Origin of the sequence: Streptomyces sp. NPDC050164, assembly GCF_044459945.1 — a bacterium.
Lineage (GTDB): Bacteria > Actinomycetota > Actinomycetes > Streptomycetales > Streptomycetaceae > Streptomyces > Streptomyces coeruleorubidus_A.
In genome coordinates this window covers 38,034-59,451 of sequence record NZ_JBITJK010000050.1, presented here as the reverse complement: position 1 = coordinate 59,451, position 21,418 = coordinate 38,034, and the positions used below count along the sequence as shown (strand labels likewise).

Sequence of the window (21,418 nt, the reverse complement as noted above, 5' to 3'; positions counted from 1 at the left end):
GCCGCCTGCTGCGGGCTCGGGGGAGATGTCCGTCATGCTGAGCTTCCTCGCTCTCTGGGATCAGGGGGTGGAGGGGCGCGGGGCCCGGGCCGGGCAAGCTGCGGGCCCCGCGGTTCGGGTGGTGCTACTTCTTCTTGTCGGCCTTGGCCTTGGCCTTCGCGGCGGCCTTCTCGGCCTTGAGCCTGCGGCGGGCGGCGCCCTCCTTCTGGGCGCGGGCCATCGCGGCCAGGGCCTGCGGGCCGTAGAGACCGGCGGCGACCAGGCCGCCGCCGGTGAGCAGGGCGGTCAGCCAGGTGAAGGTGAGCATCGGCGTGATGCCGGGGACACCGCGCCAGATGACGACGAACGTCGCGGTCGGGACGAGCACCGCGAGGCGCCAGGGCATACGGCGGTGGGTCTTGGCGGCGGAAGCGCTCACTGCGCGGTCTCCTTCGGGGTCGTGTTCAGGTCGTTGTGCGGGGCCGGGGGCGTCAGTCGGCCGCAGCCGTCGCAGACCAGCAGCGGGCGGCCCCAGATCGCGTACCGGAGCCGGGTGACCAGGTGCTCGGGGATGGTGACGACCGCTCCGGCGGTGGCCAGGCCGACGACGATCGCGGCGGTCAGGACGGCGGAGTCGCTGGTGTCGTACGGGAGGGTGTAGCCGTGCCGCCAGGCGTAGGCGCCGGCCGCCGACCCGGCCCACAGGGTGAGCAGCAGGTGGGCGAAGACGACGGCGAGGCCGGCGGTGTAGCGGGCGCCTCGGACGAGGTGCTGCTTCATGTGCGGTCCCTTCCGGGAGTCGGGCGCGCGGCTCAGGCCGCGTCGCGCTGCTGCTCAGGGCGGGTTGGACCCGTTGGGCCTAACAGGTCTGACGGGAAGAGAGTGTTCTCGTCGGCGAGGAGGGCGGCGGCGTTGCGGGCCTCGCGCTCGCGGGCGGTCTTGTTGCGGCGGCGGACGTAGCAGCCGCGGCACAGGACCATGACCTTCTCGACGGGCAGGGTGACCGCGTCCCGGTCGGAGACCTCCGGGTCGATCGGGGCCACCAGGAGCGGGGCGCGGTGCTCGCCCCGCTCCTGGCAGCGCTTCCCGGTCTTGTGCCAGCGGGGCTTGTCCCCGTCGGCCAGGCCGCAGTTCCCGGACTCATCCAGGTGGCACTCGCAGTGCCCGTCACTGCGTCCCACGGCCGCCTCGTAGACGGTTCCGGCTAAGACCTCGGGAACACTCACCGGCTGATTCCCCTCTCCGCCAGGACCTGGGTCAGGTAGTCCTTGGCGGTTCCAGGGCGGCACCCGAGGTGCCGGGCCGCCTGCCGGTTGGAGGGATGACGGCGAAGGTCCTTGCCCTCCGCGGCGGCCTCGTCGACGAGGGCGCGGGTCTTGGCGAGCCGGTCGTTGACGACCGTTTCCCTGACCTCGTCCTGCGCCTCGTCCTGCTGCGTCCCGTCCTCCTCCTCGGGTGCGTCCGGGGAGGGGTCCGGAAGCGGCTCCTGCCCTTGCGGGAAGCGGGTTGTAGCGGTTTCGCTTCCCGTCCGCGAGAAGGGCGTCCAGGTGTCCAGCGGATGCACCGGGACGCGGTGCGCGATCCACTGCCCGTCGAGTCCGGGAACCGCGAGCGCGACCGGGAGGTACGGAGCCGGGATCACCTCCACCGGCTCCTCGGACACAGGTTCGGGAACCGCTTCCGGCTCCGGCTCGACAACCGCGGGAACCGCCACCGACGCGGCGGGCGCGGTCCGCGAGAACCGGGTGGAACCGTCCCAGGACTCGGCCTGGGCGCGCTTGAAGGCCGCCCGGCGCGAGGCGCGGATTTCGCGGATCGACGGTTCCCCGACGGCCGCACCGTTCGCCCGCTCCCACGCCTTGGCGTACGCCGCGTCCAGGGTGCACCCGGTGTTGTCCGCGATCCGGCGGGCCCGGCGCACGAGGATCGGGTGCCGGCGCTTGAGCCGCTTCCACCGGGCGATGTCCTCGGCGGTGCGGCCGGAGACGGCGGCGCGCTTGGAGCGCATCACCACCCACCACAGGATCAGCGCGGCGAGCGAGGCCCCGGCGTACGCGCACGCCCGGTAGATCCCCGCCGCCGAGTCGTCCTCGATCAGGTGGCCGAAGCCGTTGATCGCGGCGGCGACCACCGCCGTGGTCCAGGTCGCCCGCATCAGCCACCGGTACTCGCGGCGCTGCTCGATCGCCTGGCCGGTGAGCCCGGCGAAGGTGAGCGTCATGCCCTCGGTGAGGACGGGGACACCGGCGGCGGCCCATCCCATCCCGAGGTGCGCGGCCGCCCCGGCCTGGCCGGTCCAGCCGACCACCAGGGAGACCACCACGACGGGCAGGCCCCACAGCGGCATGTGGTGGGAGAGGCGGATCACCATCGAGTCCCAGCGGGCGCGGCGGTCCTTGCGGGCCTTGGCCCGCAGCTTCTGCCGCTCGGACTTCTTCTGCAGCGCCCGGGCGACCTTCGCGTTCCTGGCCTCGGTCTTCAGGCGCCGCTTGTGCTCACGGTCCAGGCGCTTGCGCTCGGCCTCGGCGTCGCGGTCGGCGCGGTCCTCGTGGCGGCGGGCCTGCAGGTTGGCCCGCTTCTCCTCGCCCCGGCTGGACGGGACGGGGCTCTTGCCGAACGGCGGCTCGTTCGGGTCGTGGCCGTTGACGGGGGTTTCGGTGCTGTAGGTCGTCACCGGCCTACTGCCTCCTTCCGGATCGGGGTGCGGTGCAGGTGGATGAGGGCGGTGGTCCGCAGCGCGGCGCGGAACGCGCGGCGCAGCGGCCGGCCCCGGCGGGCCCGGCTGACCTGGGCGGCCGGGCGGGGGGTGCCGAGCTCGGCGAGCACGGTGTAGGAGTCGTAGTCGGCGGCGGTCCAGTCGCGGCCGACGCCTCTGCGGATGATCAGCGCGCCGCTCATGCGACCGCTCCCTTCGTCTCGGTGTCGGCGCCGGTCTCGGAGCCGTTCTTCGGGTTGAGCACGGCGGCGTACTTGAGCAGCACGAAGCCGATGTCGACGAGCGAGTTGACCGGGTCCTTGGGGTCCACCGCCCGGGCGATCTCGGCGGCGGCCTCGGCGACTGCCTCACGGTGGAAGGCGAAGGCCAGGGACTCGGCGGTCAGCGCGGTCACGGCGGTCTCGGTGTCCCTCATCGCCGTGTCGCGCTGGGACCGGACAGTCTCCAGTTCGCGGGTCAGCTCCTGGAGCCGGTTCGCCTCGGCGAGCTGCTCCAACGCCGGGCGCTCGGTCCGCTCCAGCAGGGCCTCGATCTCGTCGGCGCTGGCCGGTGCGGGCAGCGGCGGCAGCGGGGCCGTCTGGATCTTCCAGCCGAGCGGGTCGGGGTCCGGGGTCGGCGTCGGCAGCCAGTTGCCGCCCGGATAGGGCGTGGCGGCCTGGGCGGACTTCCGGTCGCGGTGGGCGCTGCGCACCCGGCCCTCGTGCAGGACCACCTCGGTCGGGGCCTCGGCGGCGTCGACCGCGTACTTCACCGCGCCGAGCAGCAGCTCGACCAGGCGGACGAGGTCGGTGTTGCGGGCCTCGGCGGCCACCAGCTCGGTGCGGACCTCGCCGAGGTCGGTCACCAGCTGCTGGCGCAGGCCCGCGTCGGCGGCCGCGTCCTTCTTGTACGCCTCGATCGCCGATTCGGCGTTCTCGAGGTCGGCTTCCAGGACGGAGGCGACTTCGGCGCCCTCCTGCAGGGCCCGGAGGTTCTTGGTGCGGATCAACCGGATCATGCGGCGGGCTCCCGGGTCTCGGAGGGGGCGACGGGCGGGGCGTTGCGGAAGTGCTGGTCGACCAGGCGGTGCAGCAGGCGGACGGTCACGGCGAGCGCGCCGAGCCAGAACAGGCACTTGGTGACCTGGGCGACGGCGGTGACCAGCGCGGTCAGCGCGTCGAGCAGGACCGTTCCGGAGCCGTAGGCCAGCACCGCGAGCAGCGGCACCAGGAGCAGCAGCATCTGCGACGGCATCCGGCCCGTGAGGTCGAGGCCGGCGCGGAACAGGTCGCGTAAGGCGAGGGCGGTGCGGGTCATGCCGTCGCCCCGATCCGGGCGGCGGCGACCTTCTCGGACGCCTCCTCCCACTCGGCGGCCGCGCGCAGCCGGGTGATCGTCTCCGTGTCGCGGGCCGTCCACTCGTCGGGGTTCGAGCTGACGCGCTCCAGGACCTCGGTCAGGAGCTGGCGGGTGGTGTCCGTCATCAGGCCACCGCCCCGAGCTCGAAGTCGACGAGGCCGGCGGCGTACTCCAGCTCGTCGAGCTCCTCCAGGAGGACGACGGCGCCCTCGGCACGGCGGCTGACCTGCTCGGGCCAGATGAAGCCCGTCGCGACCATGTCGGCGAAGGCGTCCTCGCGGGCCTGGCGGGCGGCGTCGCCCTCGGTGCCGACGACGGGACCGAGAATCAGGTCGACGTCGACGCCGAGGATCTGCGACGCGTCGGTGCGGAGCTTGAGGGCGGCGGCGAGGGTGCCGGCGGCCCGGTTGGGGATACTGATCATTGCGGGTCCACTCCTGACTTCGTGTTGGTGGATTCCGAAGTGGCCCCGGGGGCGTTGCACCGCCTGATCCGGGGCCGCGCCCATTCGGGCGGGGGTTGTCGTGCGCGGCCAGACGGCCACGGCCACGGCACATCCGTACGGGCATGCGCCGGGCCGAATCTGTCTGGACGTACCTCTCGCTGGTGGCCCATATGGCCTTCTGACCAGCGCAAAGGGTTGCTCTCTGCCTCGTTGCACTCTGTTGAGTTCTTCTCGGTACACCGGGCTCGGTACAGCTCCGAGGCGGTCCGGTGTCGCCGTTTTCGGCATGGCGGTGCCCTGCCGCCCGACACCCCTGGGTTAACTAGTCAGGTGGTCGAGCGCTTCGATTAACCCACTGCACTCATCCGGTGTCAACCTGTCTAGTTAAGCGTTGGATGCATGGGCTTCTGACCTGCTGTTTTCGCCAGGAAAGTCAGGCGCGCAGAGTTCCGGCTTTCGCGAGACAACTAGACATGTCATGCTTGGCGCCATCGAAGGAAGGGAGAGATCCCATACGGAGATCGTTAGATCGGAGAAACGGCGATGGCCAAGAAGGAGCCCGGGAAGGTTCCGCGTATCGCGGCGAGTATCGCGGCGAAGATCGAGCGGGGCGTGTACGCACCTGGCTCCGCCTTGCCGAGCGTCCCGGAACTGCAGGCAGCAGAGGGCATCGCGTACCAGACGGCACGCGAGGTGTACGGGCTGCTTGAGGACCAGGGCCTCGTCTTCACGCGCCGCGGCAAGGGCACCTACGTCAGCCTCGTGCTGGGCAAGGTGCTACGCGACGGCACCAGCCGATACATGCCGAGCGCCCGGTCCGAAGGCGGAGCAGTCGGCGCGTTCGACGCCGAGATCCGCCGTCTGGGGCTGATCTACAAGCCGCTCCCGACGGTGATCGATCGCCAGCGGCCCCCGAAACGGGTCGCTGACCTGCTCGGTCTGCATCACGCGACCAAGGCGCTCATGCGCGAGCGGGTGATGCCCGTCGCGCTTCCCGACAACGACGACATCAGTGAGGTGGTGCAGCTCGCCACCTCGTGGTTCCCGCCCGACATCGCCGATCAGTGCCCGCAGCTGGAGCAGCAGAACACCGGCCCGGGCGGGAGTAAGACCAGGCTGGCCGAGGCCGGCCACGCCCAGGTCCGCCTCCGTGAGGAGATCGAGGTCCGCCCGCCTTCCGAAGCGGAGGCGGCAGCGCTCGGGATCCCTACAGGGCAGGCGGTCCTGGAGATCACCCATCAGGGCTTCACGGCAGAGGGCCGGATCGTCGAAATCTGCCTGCACGTCATGCCGCGCACCAAGTGGCGGCTCGCCTACGAGTGGTCCATCGGCTCGTAGGCCCTCGCCCCAGCCGGGGCACCCGGACTCAGCACCCCAAACATAAGGAGCACAGTTCTCATGGCAAGCAACACGATCGGTACCGACGGCGTCATCCTCCGGGACGCGCGCAGCCGGTACCGCACCGCCCAGCGCGAGGAGAACGGCGCGCACGGCGCGTACGACGCCGAGATTCGCCGTGGTGGTGGAACGCCCCGGACGGAGGTGGAGGTCCTGCGTGAGGCAGCCCCCGCTGACGTCGCCGAGCTCCTGGGCAGCGACGGCGAGGTCGTCGTCCGAGCCCGCCGGATGTACGACGGTGACCGCCTGATCCAGTTGGCGACGACCTACATCCCGGTGGACGTGGCTCAGGCCGCCGGCATCGAGCAGGTCGACACGGGCGTCGGCGGCATCATCAGCCGGATGCGCGAGGCCGGTTTCGATCAGGGGACCGAGGCCACCGAAGACGTCGCCCTGCGCACGGCCACAGCAGACGAGGCGAACGCACTCGGGCTGACGGAGGGCGCGTCGGTCCTGACCATCAACCACATCGGCCGGACCGAGGACGGCCGCGTCGTCGAGGTCACCCAGCACGTCCTGGCCAACGGCTGGAAGCTCCGTTACTCCGCCCCCCTGGCCTGACCGGCCAGTCCGGCCCGGGCCCCGGTTACGTGCTGGGGCCCGGCGCCCTCTCGAAAGGACTCCTACGAAATGAGCACCGCGCGCCTCTCCGCTGCCGAGATCGTCAGCGAGCTGCTGTCGGCACTCGCCGACGACGGTTGGCTCACGCGCTTGACGGCCCCCACCGGCCCCGGCCCGATCGCACCCGGCGCTGGGCTTGGAGACATCGCCAACGCGTTCCGCGCGCACAGCCGCTCCGGGGTGCTCCCGCCGGTCGCCGCCCGTGAACTCGAGCGGGCCGCCGACGCGGCCGACCGGGCGCAGGGCCTGGACGCCGCCGAATCGGTGGCTCTCTACGGGGAGCTGGGCACATCCCTTGCTCACCTGGTGCAAGCCCGCGGCGCGTCCACTCCCGACTCGCCGGAATCCGCGGGCTGACCCCGCGAGACCGCCGGAGGGAGGAAGATGTCCCGCAAAACGCGAACAGGCCCCCGCGGGGGCCTGCCGGTCGCGCTCGCCGGTTGTGGTGGTCGGCGCCGCGATCAAGCACCTGTCGAGGAGGTGCCTGCGATGGTCAGCAGGCTACGCGTACCCACTGACAGTGGGCCAGCGGGACACGGCGACACGCCGTCGGCCGCCCATGCTTCCCGTGTGGCGGGACGGCTTCGCAAGTTCTCTCCCGGAGAACGGGATCTCGGAGTATCCGCGCCGGAAACCCGGTACAACACGGCAGTCCCGTCCGGCACGATCAACGGATGGACCGCCTTCTACCAGGACATTCCCGGTTTCCCAAACCGTCGGGAGGGCTCCACCATGGTCGCCATGCACGCACGCGCCCCATAACGCCGAGAGCCGCCCCTGCGCCAACAGGAGCGGCTCTCGATCTGAACTTTTGACTCAGCCCCCGGCCCTCCAAGCCAACAGAGACTGGGTCGTACGTCGGCGGTAACGCCGGGTTCCCTACCCCGCAGGGCCCGGTCACCAATGACCAGAGTAACCGGCATACCTACTTCTACGCAGCACCGCTCGTAGGCTCGCCCAGTTGCCTGGTGATGATCACCGACGTGCGGCTCTCTACCCGATTGGGAGAGTTCGCACCCCATGCACCACCCGATGCACCACCCCCTCCGGCTCGCCTCCGCGGTGCCCGCGACGCTAACCGTCGCGACCGCGTACGAAGGCGCCGTGATGATGACTACGAAGTGCCCTAACCCTGCTTTGACCTGCCCCGATGGGGGTGTCCGCTTCGGCGCATACAACCGCCGAGTGATGACTACGACTGCCCTTGAGATCACCGTCAGCGCCGCGACCGCCGTGGCTGCCAAGGTGGTGACCCGATGACGACCTCTCCCGACCTGATGGACGACGCCGCCGAGGAGATCGAGTTCGACGGCGACATCACCGACTACTGGACGCACACTCAGGTGCGTGACTGGGTGCTGCTGCTCCCGGAGATGACCCGGACGGCGCTGCACCTGTACCTGATCCTGCGCTCGATGGTCTACGAGTCCGCCCGGCGCAAGGGCGGCGGCCTGCGCCGGATGTCGCTGGACCAGCTGTGCTTCCTGCTGCCGGGCGTGAACAAGAAGCCCTGCAGCCCGACCATGATCAAGGATGCGCTGAAGCTGCTCGGTGAGCACGACCTGGTGGTGAATCCTGACGGCGGCCGCCTGGTCACCTCGACGGGCAAGGGCGGGATCCAGAACTCGTTCCGCAAGTACAAGGTCAACGATCTGCCGCCGGACGCGTACGTGGGCTGGCGCAACGTGTGGGACAAGCTCGACGCCTACACGACGGACTGGCGGGAGAACCCGCCGCAGCCTCCGCTGCACACCCGCACCGAGGAGGGGGTCGTCCAGACGCCCGCCGGCCGCCCGGCCCCGGCCGCCACAACCGCCCCGAAGCCGGATGCGCCGAAGCCCGATGCCCCGGCGAAGCAGGCCCCGGCGGGCAAGAAGGCCGCGCCGAAGAAGGCCGCCCCCAAGACGGCGCCCAAGAAGGCGGCGCCGAAGAAGGACCAGGAGGGCGGCGGGGCCGACGTTCCCGCCGACACCTCGGCGGCGAAGCCGGTGGTGGACGCCTGGACCGAGGGCATGAAGGCCGGCGGGCGTCCGTTCCTGCCCAAGCGCGCCGCGTTGATCGCCGCCGAGGCCCTCGAGCTCCTGGAGGCCGGTGCCGACGTCGAGCACCTGTGCCGGGTGGCTGAGTGGATGGGTCGGATGAAGCCGACATGGAAGGTCCTGGAGGACGCGATGACCTTCCCCGAGGCGCCGCAGCCGTCGGTGCCCGGGCAGCGCTCGGGCCGTCCGGCCGTCGAGATGTGCGAGGCCCACCCGTCCTTCGAGGCGGAGGACTGCCTTCGCTGCGCGGCCGACGAGCGTGACCGCCGTCGGCGTGATGCCTCCGAACCGGCGCCGGTCGACGGTGCCGCCCTGCTGGACCGGCTGCGCGCCGGTCAGCCCGCGTGACCCCCGCGCCACGATCCGAACACACCTGTGGCGGCCACTCCCGTCAAGAACCGGCCGCCACAGAAGACCCCACGAAGGAGATCCGTATGTCCATCGTCGCACCCCACGCCGCTCCTGACGACGAGTTCCGCCCCTCGGGACGGGACGACAGCTTCGACCGCGTCCCGCCCAACGACCTCGACGCCGAGCAGTCCACGCTCGGCGGCCAGCTGCTCAGCAAGGACGCCATCGCCGACGTCCTCGACACCCCGCTACAGCAGCGCGATTACTACCGTCCCGCGCACGAGACGATCCAGGCCGCCATCCTGTACCTGTACGGCAAGGGGGAGCCGGTCGACCCGATCACCGTGGCTGCCGAGCTGACCAAGCGCGGCGACATCACCAAGGTCGGCGGGGCCTCCTACCTGCACACCCTGGTCCAGACGGTGCCGACGGCGGCGAACGCGGCGCACTACGCCGAGATCGTCCACGAGCGGGCCGTGCGCCGCCGCCTGATCGAGGCCAGCGTGCGGATCACGCAGGTCGCCTACTCCGGCGAGGGCGAGCTCGACGACGTCCGCAGCGCGGTGGAGGCGGAGGTCCTCGACGCTCTGGCGACCCGCGAGCAGACCGCCGGCTACGCGTACGTCCGCGAGGACGTCCCCGACTTCTGGGACCAGCTCGACGCCCGGATCAAGGGCACCGGCAAGATGACCGGCGTCCCCACCGGGTTCGTCGACCTGGACGCGATGACCAACGGCCTGCAGTCCGGCCAGCTCATCGTCATCGGTGCCCGCCCGGCTATGGGCAAGAGCACGCTGGCCCTGGACATCGCCCGCGCGGCCTCCATCAAGAACGGCCTGACCTCGGCGTTCTTCTCTCTGGAGATGGGCCGCTCCGAGATCACCCAGCGCCTCTACAGCGCCGAGTCCCGCGTCGCACTGCACCACATCCGCGCCGGAACGGTCACCGAGGACGACCTGAACCGCATGGCCAAGCGCACGCCCGCCATCGAGGGCGCCCCGCTGATCGTGGACGACTCCCCGAACCTGTCGCTCACCGAGATCCGCTCCCGGGCCCGGCGCATCAAGCAGGCCAAGGGCGGCCTGGACCTGCTGATCGTGGACTACCTGCAGCTCATGCAGTCCGGCGCCGGCCGCCGCGCGGAGAACCGCCAGCAGGAAGTCTCCGACATTTCCCGCAACCTCAAGCTGCTGGCCAAGGAGCTGGAGATCCCGATCATCGCCCTGTCCCAGCTCAACCGCGGCCCCGAGCAGCGCACCGACAAGCGCCCGCAGATCAGCGAGCTGCGCGAGTCCGGCTCGATCGAGCAGGACGCGGACATGGTGATCCTGCTGCACCGCGAGGACGCGTACGAGAAGGAGTCGGCCCGCGCCGGCGAGGCCGACCTGATCGTGGCCAAGCACCGCAACGGGCCCACGGCGACGGTCACGGTGGCCTTCCAGGGCCATTACAGCCGGTTCGTCGACATGGCTTCCGAGATCACTTCGGAATAAATCGCCACAGAACGTCACAAACCATGACCGCAGCCGGGCACGCTGCCCGGCTGCCGGGCGAGGGCGCGACGCTGTCCGCTCCGGCTGGCACTGTGGGCCTGGTAGTCACACACCGGCTTCGCCCCCGGCGCTCCTGCGCGCCGGGGGCGCTGTCGTTCCCGGCCGCGGCCGCCGGCACCTGTGGGGCGGCCTGGCGGGTCCTGCAGGTTTCGGGCTGCGGCGAGGGCCTGGCGCACGGTCCGGCCGGCCTGTTCCGACGCGGTGCGGGCCCCGGCTCGCGAGGTGTCTGCCGGAAATCCGGCTATCGAAACGACCAGGCACGATGTGGCATCACCGCAGGTCGTTTCGATGGCCGTTTTTCCGACCCACCTGGACGGATTTCCGACCGGACTGGACGGAAAAAAAACGCCACCACGTCGCTGACCTGCGCAAACGCGTTCCCCTAATAAGCCCCCCCAATAAGTTCTTCTCTCTCCCGCACCACCGACCCCACGGTCGCGGTCGTCGCGGGGGGCCCGCCGGACGAACGGCGAGGAGAGAGGCGGCGGCTTCGCCGAACGACACCGGCCTCCTTGCTGCTGCTCCTGCCTGGCCCCGGTCTGCGGGCCGGCCCCTATCGCACGGCCCCAGACCTCCTCCTCCGAGACGCTCCCGCACCGCCCCTCACGCAGCACCGGCTATTAACGGGCCCCTGCGCGCTCTACCTGGGGTGTTGGGTGCGGTGCGAGCCGCACCCAACACCCCAGGCCAGGACACCTTTCGGGTCCGTCCCGGCGTAAATGATCTTGACTCCCTCACCCAGCGAGCCAAGGTGGTGACCTCGGCCTGGGACGGCGGAGAGTCGGGTGAGCTGCGGTCATGGGCCCGACAACACCGGCCGGTAATGAGCGCAAGGGCCTGTTAATAGCCAGGAGGGAGGGGGCTCGGCCCCGTCACCCATTCGGGTGACGGGGCCTCGCTGTGGGGCGTCCGTCGGACGTACGTGCAGGTCAGAACATAGATACGAGCCCTTCGGGCACGCCCTTCCAAGCCCCATCGGCAAGCCGATGGAACACAGACGCGCTTCGCGCGGCGACTTAGAAGAGGGAGTCGGCGCGTCCCTGTGCGGCCCTGTGCGGCCCTGTGCGGCTCTCAGGGGTCGATCCGCACTCCCCGACGGTGACGCCCGGATAGGCGCTCCTGACCCCCTTCACGCCCCGTCTCGGGCCTGTTCTGCAAGATCCCTGAGCCCAGGAGCGGCGGCATCGCGCCAGGTCAGAGCGCTGTTTGTGGTAGATCATCCGCATATGCGACCAGCAACCGGGCCTTAACCCACGTTTTTGAGATCTTGGTCGTCGGGCAACCGCGGCGCTCCGTCCGCGATTCGCGGACACGGCCGGTGCGGTGGCAGGCTGCGAGGCATGGCGAAGATCGACCCGGAAGCCCGTGAGCAGCTGCTGCAGGACGCCGAGGCGCTGCTGCTGGAGAAGTACAGCGGCGGCCGCGACTGGCTGGACCCGGTCCGCGCGATGCACGCCGTGCGCGCGGCCGCCGACCGGTACGGCCTCGACGACGCCGAGCAGGCGGAGGTGCCGGCCGCCGACGTCCTCGCCGCGCTCACCCAGCTCGACGAGGCGCGGGCGGCCCTCGACACCCTGGAGCGCGACCTGACCCGGGCCGCGCGGCGGCGCGGCGCGTCCTGGCAGCAGGTCGCCGACGTCCTCGGGCTGGCCTCCCGCTCCAGCGCGGAGAGCCGGTATGTGCGCCTGGAGCGCGACGCCGCGAGCTACCACGGCGACCGCAATCCCGAGCGCCAGCGTGCCGAGCGGGCCCGCGACCGGGCTGGGGACGCCTGGTGCCGGGCCAACGAGCCCCGCCTGCGCGCCGCCGTGTGGTCCCTGGCCTGCCTCAACGACTCCTGGCCTCAGCTGGCCCGCACCGCCCCCGCCGAGAAGCTGATCGCCTGGCACCGCGAGCTCGACGGCCCCGGCCTCGCCGCCCGCCTGCGCACGCTGCGCCTGATCCTCGACGCCTACGGCGCCGAGCTGCCCGTCGGCACCGAGGCGGCCGCCGCCCGCGACGAGGTCCTGGCGCTCCTGGGGGAACTTCGCGCCGCCCGGCACAGCGTGCCCGCTCCCCGTTCGGATGCCGCAGAGGGCCAGCAGGCTGCGGTTGGAGGTGTTGGGGCTAACGGGTCCGACCAGCCCTGAGCAGCGGAGAGCCCCGGAGGTACGGAGCCCGGTACCGTCGCGGTCATGGACGGCGAACCCGAGCACCGCCCCGTGCTCTTCCTCAAGAAGCCGGTGCTGATGACCTGGGAGCAGCACCGGCCCGGCGGGTGCCGCTGCGTGTGCCGCCTCTACCACTCCGGTGACCTGACATGCTCGGCGGCCGCCGAGCCGGGCCTCCTGCTGCGGGTGATCGCGTCCGCCGGCTCCTTCCAGGGCGCGGGCGACATCACCGACGCCCTGCCGCTGTGCGCCCCCTGCTACGCCGCGATCACCCCGCTCGCCGAGCCACCCACCGGTTAGCAGCCCGTTGTTCGGTCTCAGCGAGGTGGCGACGATCGCCGCACCGACCTGCGGCTCGCCAACTGCACCGCGGACGACGTCCGGCCCTTCAATCCGAAGGTGCTGGTGACCAGCGGGACACCGGAGGCCTTCAACGTCTCCCAGGTCGGAAGCCCCTTGGTTTTGAAGGCGCCAAGCCCATCCGCCAAGTTGGGCCGGACTCTCGCCACCTTCGCTGAGGCCGGACCACAACCCGTTACCCCCAATGGCCCCAACGTGCGGTGACAGGACTGTCCGCGATTTCGCGGACGGGCGGTTGGGTGTGCGCCATGTTCCGGGATCCGCCTGTCGGGCTCCGGGCCGGGCGGGCAAGATCGGCGGCATGGAGGCGAACGGGGACGGGGACGCGGTGCTGCGCGAGCTCGACGAGATCGGACGGCAGCGCACCGCGCACTACGAGGCGGGGCTGCGGCTGACGGCCCGGGCGCGGGAGGCGACGGCGCGGGCGCTGGAGGCCGGGATCGACCCGCTGGAGATCAGCGAGCGGACGGGCTACCAGGCCCGCACGGTCGAGAAGTGGGAGAGCCGGGTGGAGCGGGCCCAGAAGCGCGGTCTGCTCACGGCCCTGCTGGAGCGGTGGCGTGGCCGGGGGCGCGGCGGGAGCCGGGCAGACGCGTCCGTCGGCTCGTGAGCGGCCGGAGGCCCGTGGCGGGATGTCCCTGTTGGGTCCGACAGGTCTAACCACCGCTGAGCTGGTCGTCGTCGGGGGGCGTGGCGAGTGCCCAGTGTCCCCAGCGCTTGCGGGCGGCGTCCGCGCTGATGCCGAACGGCTCGCCGATCTGTGCCCAGGAGGTGCCGGCAGCGCGCTCCTCGAGGACGCACACCCGCACCAGATCCGCCGCACGGGACTCGATACCCGCGGCCGCGCGGGCGAAGATGCCGGGCCAGGCGTCTTCGTGCAGGACGGCCATGAGCAGGACCTCGCGGACTTTCTCCAGGTGGCTGTCGAGACTGTGCCCGGCGCGGGCGAGGATGTCGCGGGCGGGCTGGGCCTGCCTCGCGCGGCGGCGGTCGCGGTACGCCTTGTCCCGGCACCCGCGCGGCCGCGCGCAGTAACGTCGACGGGGAGAGCCGCCCTCCGGGAGCGGCTGACCGCACCACAGGCAGCGCGGGCCCGGAAGAGGGCCGCTGTCGTCCATAACCGGACCGTACGTCCGCTGTCCTACGACGGCCAGGGGCGGGCGGCCGTGCGCCGGGCCCAACCACGGCGGCGCACGGCGCGCTCCTCACCCGCCGGTCGACCGGTCCAACGCTCCGCCGGCCGGGCAGTCACCGGCACCGTGCCCGTCCTCCTGGTCCTCGTCGTCGGGCTGTGGGTCGGCGGGCCAGATACCGAACGGACCGAGCAGGCCGGGACCGGTGGCGCCGAGCTGGGCGGCGCCACCCTTGAGCCGGTAGTGGTCCCTGATCACGGGCGGGGCCCCGTGCCAGCGGCCTGGGGGAGCGGGCCCGGCACGTTCCGCAGCAGCGCGGCGGTCATCGCCAGGAGCGTCTCCGCCTCGGCTCGGTCGTAGGTGAAGTCCTTGGTGACCGCGTCGTTGTGCATGGCGCCGGAGGTCTGGCTGTAGAGGGCGTCCTGGATCCGCCACCAGCGCTCGGTCTGGTTGCACTGGCTGGCGAGCTTCTTCGGCCCCGGCCTGTCCCAGTCCACGTTGTGCTGGATCCATTCCAGTGCTCGGCGGACTTCCAGGATCGCCGCCCTGATCTCCCCGGTGGTCAGCAGCCGCTGCGCCTCCCGCAGCAGTCGGCCGACCGCAGCGCGCTGCGGGTCACCGAGCGGGTAGGGCACGGCCATCTCGAACGCCGCGGACGGCCCCAGCTGCGCAATCTGTTCCTCCCACCGGCTCTTGGCGATGGTGATGTGCGCCGTGTCCTGGGCGCACCCGGGGTATCCGGCTGCCTGCGGCAGGGTGGCGTTCAGGTCGATCTCGAAGCGCACGTCGCCAGCACGGGCCTCCTCGACCGCGTGGACCTGCAGCGAGGTCAGCGGGAACGACAGATTCACCTGGTGGACCGTCACGGTCGGGGTGTACGCGAGGTTCGCCGTGGTGCGGCCGAGCCGGGAACGCTGCGCCGGCACGGTTCCGAAGCCGAACAGGTCCGCTTCCAGGGCGAGAATCTTGCCTGCCTCAGCGAACGGTGACACCCCAATGGCGAGCTGGACGCCCAGCTCGTGACCGCCCAGCGCGCGGCGCAGCCACGTCTGATCGCTGCTGACTTCCACCGTGAAGCGGATGTCGTCGAAGCGGAGTTCTCGCATAGCTCCCCCAAGGGCGTGTCGATCACCCGATTCTGCCGGGTGGGCCGCCGCGTCACCGCTGTCCGCTCGTATAGCTACCGCCAGGTGGTGAGTAGCGCTCCGCACAACTGCGGACGTCGCCCGCGTCCATGCGGGTGAGCTGCGCAGTGTCCTGCGCGACCCGATCGCGGGTGGGGTCTACAAGAGGTGGACCGGCGCGGGCGAGAGGGGTGCACGACGGGATGGGGACATGGCTGGACGAGCCGGGTGCCCGGGAGTGGCGGGAGGCCGTGGACGCCACGGATCGGCTCCGAGGTCCGCAGGTGCCCATCGGTGAGCTTCCCTGCTTCCTCGAGGGCCGCGCTGCGCTCGAGGAAGCCGTGCGATTGGTGGCCGACCCGGAGGCGCCCGGGGCTACCACCGCGGCGCGTTCGGCGATCCGGCGGGCGCTGGCGCTGATTCCCCAGTCACGCCCTGATCAGCTGTGCTACGAGGAGCGCTGGCGGCAGCGTCACCGCTGGGACGGCCCTCCAGAGGTGTGCAGCCGCCGGACGTGTGGCCGGTGCGTGCCCCTGAAGGCCGCGGCCGACCGGGCCCGCGTGGCTGGTGGGCGATCAGACGCGGACCGGATCCCACACGAAGGGGCCCCGTCCGCGAATCACGGACGGGGCCGGGTTGGTCCTGTTGGGTCCAATGGGTCTGACCGGGGCTGACGTGGTTCTCAGCGCAGGCCGAGCAGGCGCTGCAGCAGTGTGCGGCGCGGCCGCGGCGCGGGCTTTCGGGGCTCGGGTCGCCAGTCGCGGATCCGGTACTCGGGGTGCAGGTTGCGCGGCTGGAGGCCGGGCGGCAGGCCCTCGTACGGGATGAACAGGCACTCGTCGACGTTGAGCGGGCCTTCGCGGTCGAGGTCGGCCAGGTCGTAGTGGACGGTGGCCCGCAGGGGCCGGTCCTGCGTCGCCTTGCGGTGCCGGCGGTGGGCCGGGCGCAGCACGCTCTCCACGGTGATCCGGCTCAGCGCCTTGTCCAGGATGGTCCTGGCCTCGACGACGGTGTTCGCGCCGAACTCGGTGTACGAGCCTTCCGCGCACTCGCTGGGGCAGACCGGTCCTTCGGCTTCGAGGTCGGGCAGGACGAGGAAGATCCTCATGCGCAGCGGCAGGGTGGTCTCGTCCGCGCCGGGGCGGGTCTGCAGGGCGGCGTCGATCTCCCCGGCCGCCTGGCCGATGATCTCCTGCGCGGCGCGGACGGTGCCGGCCGTGAGCTTCTGGTACACGCTGTCCCCCTCCTGGGGCGTCACTGTAGGGCTGGGGTGTGTCAGCCCTGGTCGAGGTGGTCGAGGGCCCGCTGGAGCAGCGGACGGTGTGCGGCGTAGAGGGTGCGTCCGGCGGCCGTGATCGCGGCGTCGAGCTGGTCGAGGGAGCCGAACGGCCACCAGTTCGCGTCGGCCGCGTCGTCGCCCGCGACGGCGGTCACCGGGACGGGCAGCAGGTACAGCGCGCTGGTCGAGGCGACCCAGGCGTGATCCGAGGCCCGCCAGTCGTCCACGACGTCCCGCCCGAGGATCACAGGCCGGTGGTCGGAGAGGTCGACGCCGGTCTCCTCACGCAGCTCGCGGACCAGGGCAACCGGGGCGGTCTCGCCCGGATCGACCATGCCGCCCGGGATCGCCTCCTGGTGGATGTCGTCCCGGGTGATCAGCAGCACCCGGCGCTGGTCGCCGGTGCCCGCGACGACGATCGGGTCAGCAGCGGCATTCTCGCCCCACTTCCCGAGATTCCGGCCGGTGCGGCCGGTGCGGCCCTGCGGGTGCAGGGGCCAGCCCCGTTGGTCGAGCTGGAACGGCACGAGCGCGGCGGCCTGCCGCTGCGGCCAGTCCTGCACGTCGGTCGGTGTGGGGGCGGCCTCGGCCCAATCGGGCACGTGGTGGGCCAGTGCCGACGGCCGCAGCTCAGGCGGCGTGATGTCTGCGGGCGTGTACTCCGGCCAGCTCACCGACCAGCAGCGCCGTCCGGCGGGGATGGTCTCGGTGCGCTCGACGACGTCCTTGTCGAGGTCGCGGTGGACCAGGTCCACGGCCAGGCCGCGGGCGGCGCAGCGCTCGGCGAGGACGGAGGCCGCCGTGGCAGCACGGTGCCGGCCGCCCGCACAGCCGACCGAGACGGTGACCGGCTCCTCCTGGCGGGGTCCGGCGAGGAAGGCCGCGACCATGGCGACGGCCGCCTGGACCAGCTCCTCGATGCCGTCGGTGGCCATCACCGCGTCGCGCACGGCCTGGTCGTGGGCGGTCAGGTAGCGCAGCTCCGGGTTGACGTGCGGGTCGCGGAAGTGGTGGCGCAGGTCGAGCTTGATACGAGCGTCGGGTTCGGCGCCGTGCAGGTAACCGAACGAGGTGATCTCGACGCGGGTCATGCGGTCCCCCAGGGGTTGGAGTCGTTGGGTCTAACAGGTCTTATGGGCGGCGGCCTGGTGGTTCGGCCGCCACCCAGGCGGGATCAGAGCCAGTGGAAGACGCGGCGGACGTCGGAGGCGGCGCCGCCGAGGTTGTCGGCGGCGAGGCGGTCGTCGAAGTCGTACGGGTCCTCGGCGGACGCCATCACGGACTCGGCGGCCGCGTCGAGGACGGCGGCGAACGCCTCGTCGACCTTGGCGGCCTTGAGGGCCTGGACGACGCTGTCCTGGTCGGCGTGACCGCGCTTGATGGCATCGGCGAGCAGGTTCAGCGCGGCGGCCGCGGCCGGGGCGAGGTCGGCCAGTTCACCGATGCCGGCGGTGCCGGTGCGCTCGGCGGCGGTCTCGACGCGGGTGACCTGGGCGAGGTCCTTCGACGGCGTCTCGTCGCTCACATCGTCTCCTGGCGGTAGGTCGGCAGCTCGGGGGCGGCGGCCGGGGCAGGGGCGTCGGGGTCGAAGACGGGGGTGCCGCCCATGTGGATCACGGCGCGCTGCTGGCCGAGCAGGGCGTTGAAGCGGTTGAGGAGCTTGCGTGCGTCGTGGGCCATCTGGGGGTTACCCCGGTACATCTCGATGTCGCGGATCGCGAACTCCAGCCACATGAAGTCACCCTTCTGGACCGGGATGCGGGCCAGCTCGGGGTCGGGCTGGGTGACGGAGGCGGCCCCGGCGCTCTGGTACAGGCGGCCGATCAGGTCGGTGGTGCGGCTGCTGTAGCCCAGGTCCGGGCGGGCGCGGCGGGTGCACTCCTCGGCGTGCAGCAGGATGCGCTCGAACGCCTCCATCTCGGCGAGGGTGATGCCGATGTACTCGACGCGCGGGGGCTCGGGGCGCGGCGGGAGGGGGGTGCCGAAGACGGTGCTGGTCGGGGTCTGGGCCGTGGGCTCGTTCCTGCGGAAGATCACGGGGGCTTCTCCGTACGTAGCGGTGGCCAGGCGGTGCGGGCGTGGCCCGACCCCTTGAGAATGCCAACTCTGAGTTGGCTATGCCAATACAGAGTTGGCCAACTTCCAGTTGGCTAGAAAGGGTTCGGACGCAAGAACACCCCCGACCTGCAACGACGGTCGGGGGTGTTAGGTCCAACAGGTCTAAAGCGACGTGAAGTGCGCGGCCCGGTCCAGCGCCCGCAGCAGCTCCGGCTCCCACCCGGTGCGCGGGATGTCGAGCGCGAACAGCCCGGAGGCGCCGAGGACGTCCAGCTGTACCCGGTGCTCGATCCCCTCCCGCCACGCCTCGCGCAGCGCGTAGCGGGCCAGCCGGCGGGCGTCACGGCCGACGGTCGGGACCGACTCGGCGTCGGGCAGGGCCGCCAGTCGCCTCCCGGCCTCCTCCAGGTCGGCCATGAAGCGCGCGGCACGCTCGGCGTCCGGAGTCGGCGGCACCAGGTGCAGCTCGGGCTCGGCAACGCCGCGGCGCAGCTGCTCCATCCGTACGGGCAGCGGCTCCCAGCCCTCGGTGCCCGCCAGGTCGATGTTCACCTTCGTCACGGTGCGGGTGTAACTGCGAGCCACCCCGCGCGGCTGCAGGGCGGTGCCGGCGGGCCGGTACTCGGGCTCGACGTCCTCGGCGACCACGCCGCCGTGGTTGCCGCGCACCGAGACCCACAGCCAATCGGCGCCGCCGGTCACCTCTGTCATCAGCAGGCGGCGGACCAGGAACCAGCGCTTGAGGGCGGCCCGGGTCGCGCGGCGCAGCGGATAGACCTCGACGGCCACCGGGGTGTCCGGGCGGGCGTTCTGCGGCCGCCGCCGCACCCGGATCTCCTCCAGAGAGGGGGAGAGGTCCTCCAGGCGCAGCGCGCACAGCTCGCCGACCCGGGCACCGGTGTCCAGGACCACCGAGGCCATGGCGAGCATCCGCACCCGCAGCGGGTAGTTCCCGGTGAGCAGGCCGCGCTCGACGCTCCAACCGGTGCCCTTGCCGATGACGTCGGAGAGGGTCTGCAGACTGGCGCGCAGCCGCTCGCGTCGCACGACGTCGACCGGCTCCTTGCCGGGCAGTTGCTCCAGCTGCCGCAGGTGGTGCACCTCCAGGCCGAGCTCGCGCTGCAGGAGGACCATCACCCCGGACCGCACCATGGCGGTCGCCTCCGACGTCGGGCGCTTCTCGCCCCGGTCGCGCAGCTCGCCGACCAGGGCGAGGCGCTCGTACCTCTGGAGCGATTCGCGATCGAGGATGTCGGCCAGGTCGTCGGCGACGGTCAGCGGGTGCTCGGGGTGCTTGAGGGCGCGGACCAGCTCGCGGGCGTGGGCGCGGATCTGCCGGCGGCGGGCCTCGGAAGGGGCCTTCTCGCACACGGCGTCCACGGCCTCCTGGAGCTCGGGCAGCTCCTCGAGGACGTCCTGCTTCTTCATCACCCTGGGCACGGTAGCCACGTCCGGACAGCCCCACGGCCCGAACGAGGAATTAGACCCATTAGAACCAACAGGCCCAACCGTCGCTGACGTGCGGACGCACGACGGGCCCCGCCGCGGATCGGCGGGGCCCGTCATCGCGGCCGGGGCAGGCCGGGGGCTACTTCGTGACCGGCGGGCCGGTCTTGAGGTTCTTCTGGCGGCGCTGCGGGAAAGGGTTGCCGCTGTTGTACTCGCGCTCGTCGCGGCGGATCTGCGCAAGGACGGCGGCCTCCACGTACGCGGAGAGCGACACCGGCACGTCGGCGTCCTCGTCGTCGAGTTTCTGCAGCGCGACCACCGTGTTGCGCAGCCGGTTCATCACGTCCGGGGTGACGTAGGCCGGGATCTTCTCCTTGGAGCCCGGCGCCGCCTGCGGGGCCTTGTCTCCCAGCTCCTTGCCGAGGATGCTCCCCTGGCCGAAGGGCAGTCCGTTGGTCATGCTGCTTCCCCTCGCGGCGCCACCAGCATCCGACCGAGCTGGTCGAAGTCGCGCGTGGTGGTCGATCGCTTGCTGAACTCTCGGATGGACTTGTTCTGGCGCGGTGCACTCTTCGCGTCCACCGTCTTGCGCACTGGGCAGACCAGCGCGTGCGGGTAGTGCTCAGCCATCTCGTTGCCGACCTCCTTGGCGATGTTCGTGACATCCCAGGCGGACAGGACCGCGGCCACGACCTCGACGTCGTAGTCGTCCTGCGCCTTGGAGATCACCTCGCGCAGGGACTTGTTTGATTTGGCGTCCAGAGCGCTGACCTGGCTCGGCACGATGACCTTGCCGCCGATGGCGAGGGTGTACGTGGAGAGCTTCCCGACCTTGGGCGGGCAGTCGACGATGGTGATGTCCACCGGCGCTTCGCTGCGCTTGATCGCGCGGCGCAGGATGCGCTCCCCCGAGACGTTCGGGTCGTACTCGGCGACGGCGCAGTCCTCGTAGCTGGGCACGATGTACACGTTCTCGTAGCGCGTGTAGTAGGTCGCATCGTCCAGGCCGGCCTTCTCGTACAGCACGTGCAGGAGCGACTTGCGGTTCTCCACGGCCAGACCCTCGGGGTACACCGGCTCCAGCCAGCCGGAGAGGCCCGCGTCCTGCGGGTCAGCGTCGATCACTCTCACCGAGTAGCCCATCGCCGCCCAGGCGCAGGCCAGCTCCAGCGTGGTCGTCGTCTTGCCCGCCCCGCCCTTGCGGTTGAAGACCATGAACACCCGGTGCTCGCCGGGGAGGATCGGGGCCGGGCCGGTGAAGGCGGCGGGGAGCAGGATCCGCGGCTTGAGCCGGTTGGCCGGCTCCGTCCACGCCCGCTCGAAGACCGTGGGCATCAGCAGCCGCTCCGGGATCTTCAGCGGCTCCAGCGTTACCTGGACCATGGCTCTCTCCTCATCCGGGCCTCTCCCCGTGCACTCGTCACC

At 71.5% G+C, this 21,418-nt stretch carries 27 protein-coding genes; 8 read left to right on the top strand and 19 right to left on the bottom strand.

The annotated features are described in order from the left end of the window. Positions 1 to 124: 124 nt before the first annotated feature. Genes ACIBNA_RS40095 through ACIBNA_RS40055 form a run of 9 tightly spaced genes read right to left on the bottom strand, consistent with a single transcriptional unit; the run spans position 125 to position 4,457 of the window. On the bottom strand, positions 125 to 418 hold the full coding sequence (locus ACIBNA_RS40095; RefSeq protein ID WP_399170228.1) for a hypothetical protein: 294 nt from the start codon (positions 416 to 418) through the stop codon (positions 125 to 127). Continuing rightward, entirely contained in the window at positions 415 to 759 is a 345-nt protein-coding gene (locus tag ACIBNA_RS40090; protein WP_399170227.1) for a hypothetical protein, read from the bottom strand. The genes ACIBNA_RS40095 and ACIBNA_RS40090 overlap by 4 nt, the downstream gene beginning before the upstream one ends. A gap of 32 nt (positions 760 to 791) precedes the next feature. Beyond that, a complete protein-coding gene (locus ACIBNA_RS40085; RefSeq protein ID WP_399170225.1) occupies positions 792 to 1,205 on the bottom strand; it encodes a hypothetical protein in 414 nt (137 codons plus the stop codon). Beyond that, on the bottom strand, positions 1,202 to 2,653 hold the full coding sequence (locus ACIBNA_RS40080; protein WP_399170224.1) for a hypothetical protein: 1,452 nt from the start codon (positions 2,651 to 2,653) through the stop codon (positions 1,202 to 1,204). Before ACIBNA_RS40080 ends, ACIBNA_RS40085 begins: the two co-directional genes overlap by 4 nt. Further along, positions 2,650 to 2,877 carry a hypothetical protein gene (locus ACIBNA_RS40075; RefSeq protein ID WP_399170223.1) on the bottom strand — a complete coding sequence of 76 codons (228 nt, stop codon included), beginning with the start codon at positions 2,875 to 2,877 and terminating at the stop codon, positions 2,650 to 2,652. The genes ACIBNA_RS40080 and ACIBNA_RS40075 overlap by 4 nt, the downstream gene beginning before the upstream one ends. After that, positions 2,874 to 3,692, bottom strand: coding sequence for a hypothetical protein (locus ACIBNA_RS40070; protein ID WP_399170222.1), 819 nt, complete (start codon positions 3,690 to 3,692; stop codon positions 2,874 to 2,876). The genes ACIBNA_RS40075 and ACIBNA_RS40070 overlap by 4 nt, the downstream gene beginning before the upstream one ends. Next, positions 3,689 to 3,991 carry a hypothetical protein gene (locus tag ACIBNA_RS40065; protein ID WP_399170221.1) on the bottom strand — a complete coding sequence of 101 codons (303 nt, stop codon included), beginning with the start codon at positions 3,989 to 3,991 and terminating at the stop codon, positions 3,689 to 3,691. Before ACIBNA_RS40065 ends, ACIBNA_RS40070 begins: the two co-directional genes overlap by 4 nt. Beyond that, positions 3,988 to 4,158: a hypothetical protein gene (locus tag ACIBNA_RS40060; RefSeq protein ID WP_399170220.1), complete on the bottom strand. Its 171-nt coding sequence runs from the start codon at positions 4,156 to 4,158 to the stop codon at positions 3,988 to 3,990. Before ACIBNA_RS40060 ends, ACIBNA_RS40065 begins: the two co-directional genes overlap by 4 nt. Then, entirely contained in the window at positions 4,158 to 4,457 is a 300-nt protein-coding gene (locus ACIBNA_RS40055; RefSeq protein WP_399170219.1) for a hypothetical protein, read from the bottom strand. Before ACIBNA_RS40055 ends, ACIBNA_RS40060 begins: the two co-directional genes overlap by 1 nt. 564 nt (positions 4,458 to 5,021) lie before the next feature. On the opposite strand from ACIBNA_RS40055, the gene ACIBNA_RS40050 reads away from it, so the two are divergent. The 8 genes from ACIBNA_RS40050 to ACIBNA_RS40015 all read left to right on the top strand — a co-directional run bounded on the left by ACIBNA_RS40050 (position 5,022) and on the right by ACIBNA_RS40015 (position 13,560). Next, positions 5,022 to 5,816: a GntR family transcriptional regulator gene (locus ACIBNA_RS40050; RefSeq protein WP_399170218.1), complete on the top strand. Its 795-nt coding sequence runs from the start codon at positions 5,022 to 5,024 to the stop codon at positions 5,814 to 5,816. A 60-nt stretch (positions 5,817 to 5,876) separates the two neighbouring features. Beyond that, entirely contained in the window at positions 5,877 to 6,437 is a 561-nt protein-coding gene (locus ACIBNA_RS40045) for a UTRA domain-containing protein (protein ID WP_399170217.1), read from the top strand. Positions 6,438 to 6,506: 69 nt separating this feature from the next. After that, positions 6,507 to 6,854, top strand: coding sequence for a hypothetical protein (locus tag ACIBNA_RS40040; RefSeq protein ID WP_399170215.1), 348 nt, complete (start codon positions 6,507 to 6,509; stop codon positions 6,852 to 6,854). Positions 6,855 to 7,753: 899 nt separating this feature from the next. Further along, positions 7,754 to 8,884 (top strand): hypothetical protein, encoded by a 1,131-nt coding sequence (locus tag ACIBNA_RS40035; RefSeq protein WP_399170214.1) that lies wholly within the window; start codon positions 7,754 to 7,756, stop codon positions 8,882 to 8,884. 86 nt (positions 8,885 to 8,970) lie between these two features. Then, positions 8,971 to 10,380: a replicative DNA helicase gene (gene dnaB, locus ACIBNA_RS40030; RefSeq protein ID WP_399170213.1), complete on the top strand. Its 1,410-nt coding sequence runs from the start codon at positions 8,971 to 8,973 to the stop codon at positions 10,378 to 10,380. Between the two features lie 1,400 nt (positions 10,381 to 11,780). After that, on the top strand, positions 11,781 to 12,569 hold the full coding sequence (locus ACIBNA_RS40025; RefSeq protein WP_399170212.1) for a hypothetical protein: 789 nt from the start codon (positions 11,781 to 11,783) through the stop codon (positions 12,567 to 12,569). Positions 12,570 to 12,614: 45 nt separating this feature from the next. Continuing rightward, positions 12,615 to 12,890, top strand: coding sequence for a DUF6372 family protein (locus ACIBNA_RS40020; RefSeq protein ID WP_399170211.1), 276 nt, complete (start codon positions 12,615 to 12,617; stop codon positions 12,888 to 12,890). A gap of 361 nt (positions 12,891 to 13,251) precedes the next feature. After that, positions 13,252 to 13,560, top strand: coding sequence for a hypothetical protein (locus ACIBNA_RS40015; RefSeq protein WP_399170210.1), 309 nt, complete (start codon positions 13,252 to 13,254; stop codon positions 13,558 to 13,560). A gap of 46 nt (positions 13,561 to 13,606) precedes the next feature. Here the strand turns inward: ACIBNA_RS40015 and ACIBNA_RS40010 are convergent, their stop codons facing one another. The 10 genes from ACIBNA_RS40010 to ACIBNA_RS39965 all read right to left on the bottom strand — a co-directional run bounded on the left by ACIBNA_RS40010 (position 13,607) and on the right by ACIBNA_RS39965 (position 21,376). Beyond that, positions 13,607 to 14,068: a hypothetical protein gene (locus ACIBNA_RS40010; RefSeq protein ID WP_399170209.1), complete on the bottom strand. Its 462-nt coding sequence runs from the start codon at positions 14,066 to 14,068 to the stop codon at positions 13,607 to 13,609. An 87-nt stretch (positions 14,069 to 14,155) separates the two neighbouring features. Then, a complete protein-coding gene (locus tag ACIBNA_RS40005) occupies positions 14,156 to 14,341 on the bottom strand; it encodes a hypothetical protein (RefSeq protein WP_399170207.1) in 186 nt (61 codons plus the stop codon). Further along, positions 14,338 to 15,189, bottom strand: coding sequence for a hypothetical protein (locus tag ACIBNA_RS40000; RefSeq protein WP_399170206.1), 852 nt, complete (start codon positions 15,187 to 15,189; stop codon positions 14,338 to 14,340). The genes ACIBNA_RS40005 and ACIBNA_RS40000 overlap by 4 nt, the downstream gene beginning before the upstream one ends. A gap of 700 nt (positions 15,190 to 15,889) precedes the next feature. Continuing rightward, complete coding sequence (locus ACIBNA_RS39995) at positions 15,890 to 16,441, bottom strand: hypothetical protein (protein ID WP_399170205.1); 552 nt, start codon at positions 16,439 to 16,441, stop codon at positions 15,890 to 15,892. Between the two features lie 41 nt (positions 16,442 to 16,482). Further along, complete coding sequence (locus ACIBNA_RS39990; protein ID WP_399170204.1) at positions 16,483 to 17,577, bottom strand: NUDIX domain-containing protein; 1,095 nt, start codon at positions 17,575 to 17,577, stop codon at positions 16,483 to 16,485. 83 nt (positions 17,578 to 17,660) lie between these two features. Next, positions 17,661 to 18,011 (bottom strand): hypothetical protein, encoded by a 351-nt coding sequence (locus ACIBNA_RS39985; RefSeq protein ID WP_399170203.1) that lies wholly within the window; start codon positions 18,009 to 18,011, stop codon positions 17,661 to 17,663. Beyond that, a complete protein-coding gene (locus tag ACIBNA_RS39980; protein WP_399170202.1) occupies positions 18,008 to 18,523 on the bottom strand; it encodes a hypothetical protein in 516 nt (171 codons plus the stop codon). Before ACIBNA_RS39980 ends, ACIBNA_RS39985 begins: the two co-directional genes overlap by 4 nt. Before the next feature lie 183 nt (positions 18,524 to 18,706). Continuing rightward, a complete protein-coding gene (locus ACIBNA_RS39975) occupies positions 18,707 to 19,972 on the bottom strand; it encodes a hypothetical protein (RefSeq protein WP_399170201.1) in 1,266 nt (421 codons plus the stop codon). A 160-nt stretch (positions 19,973 to 20,132) separates the two neighbouring features. Then, complete coding sequence (locus tag ACIBNA_RS39970; protein WP_399170200.1) at positions 20,133 to 20,453, bottom strand: hypothetical protein; 321 nt, start codon at positions 20,451 to 20,453, stop codon at positions 20,133 to 20,135. Continuing rightward, positions 20,450 to 21,376 carry a ParA family protein gene (locus ACIBNA_RS39965; protein ID WP_399170199.1) on the bottom strand — a complete coding sequence of 309 codons (927 nt, stop codon included), beginning with the start codon at positions 21,374 to 21,376 and terminating at the stop codon, positions 20,450 to 20,452. The genes ACIBNA_RS39970 and ACIBNA_RS39965 overlap by 4 nt, the downstream gene beginning before the upstream one ends. Between the last annotated feature and the right edge of the window lie 42 nt (positions 21,377 to 21,418).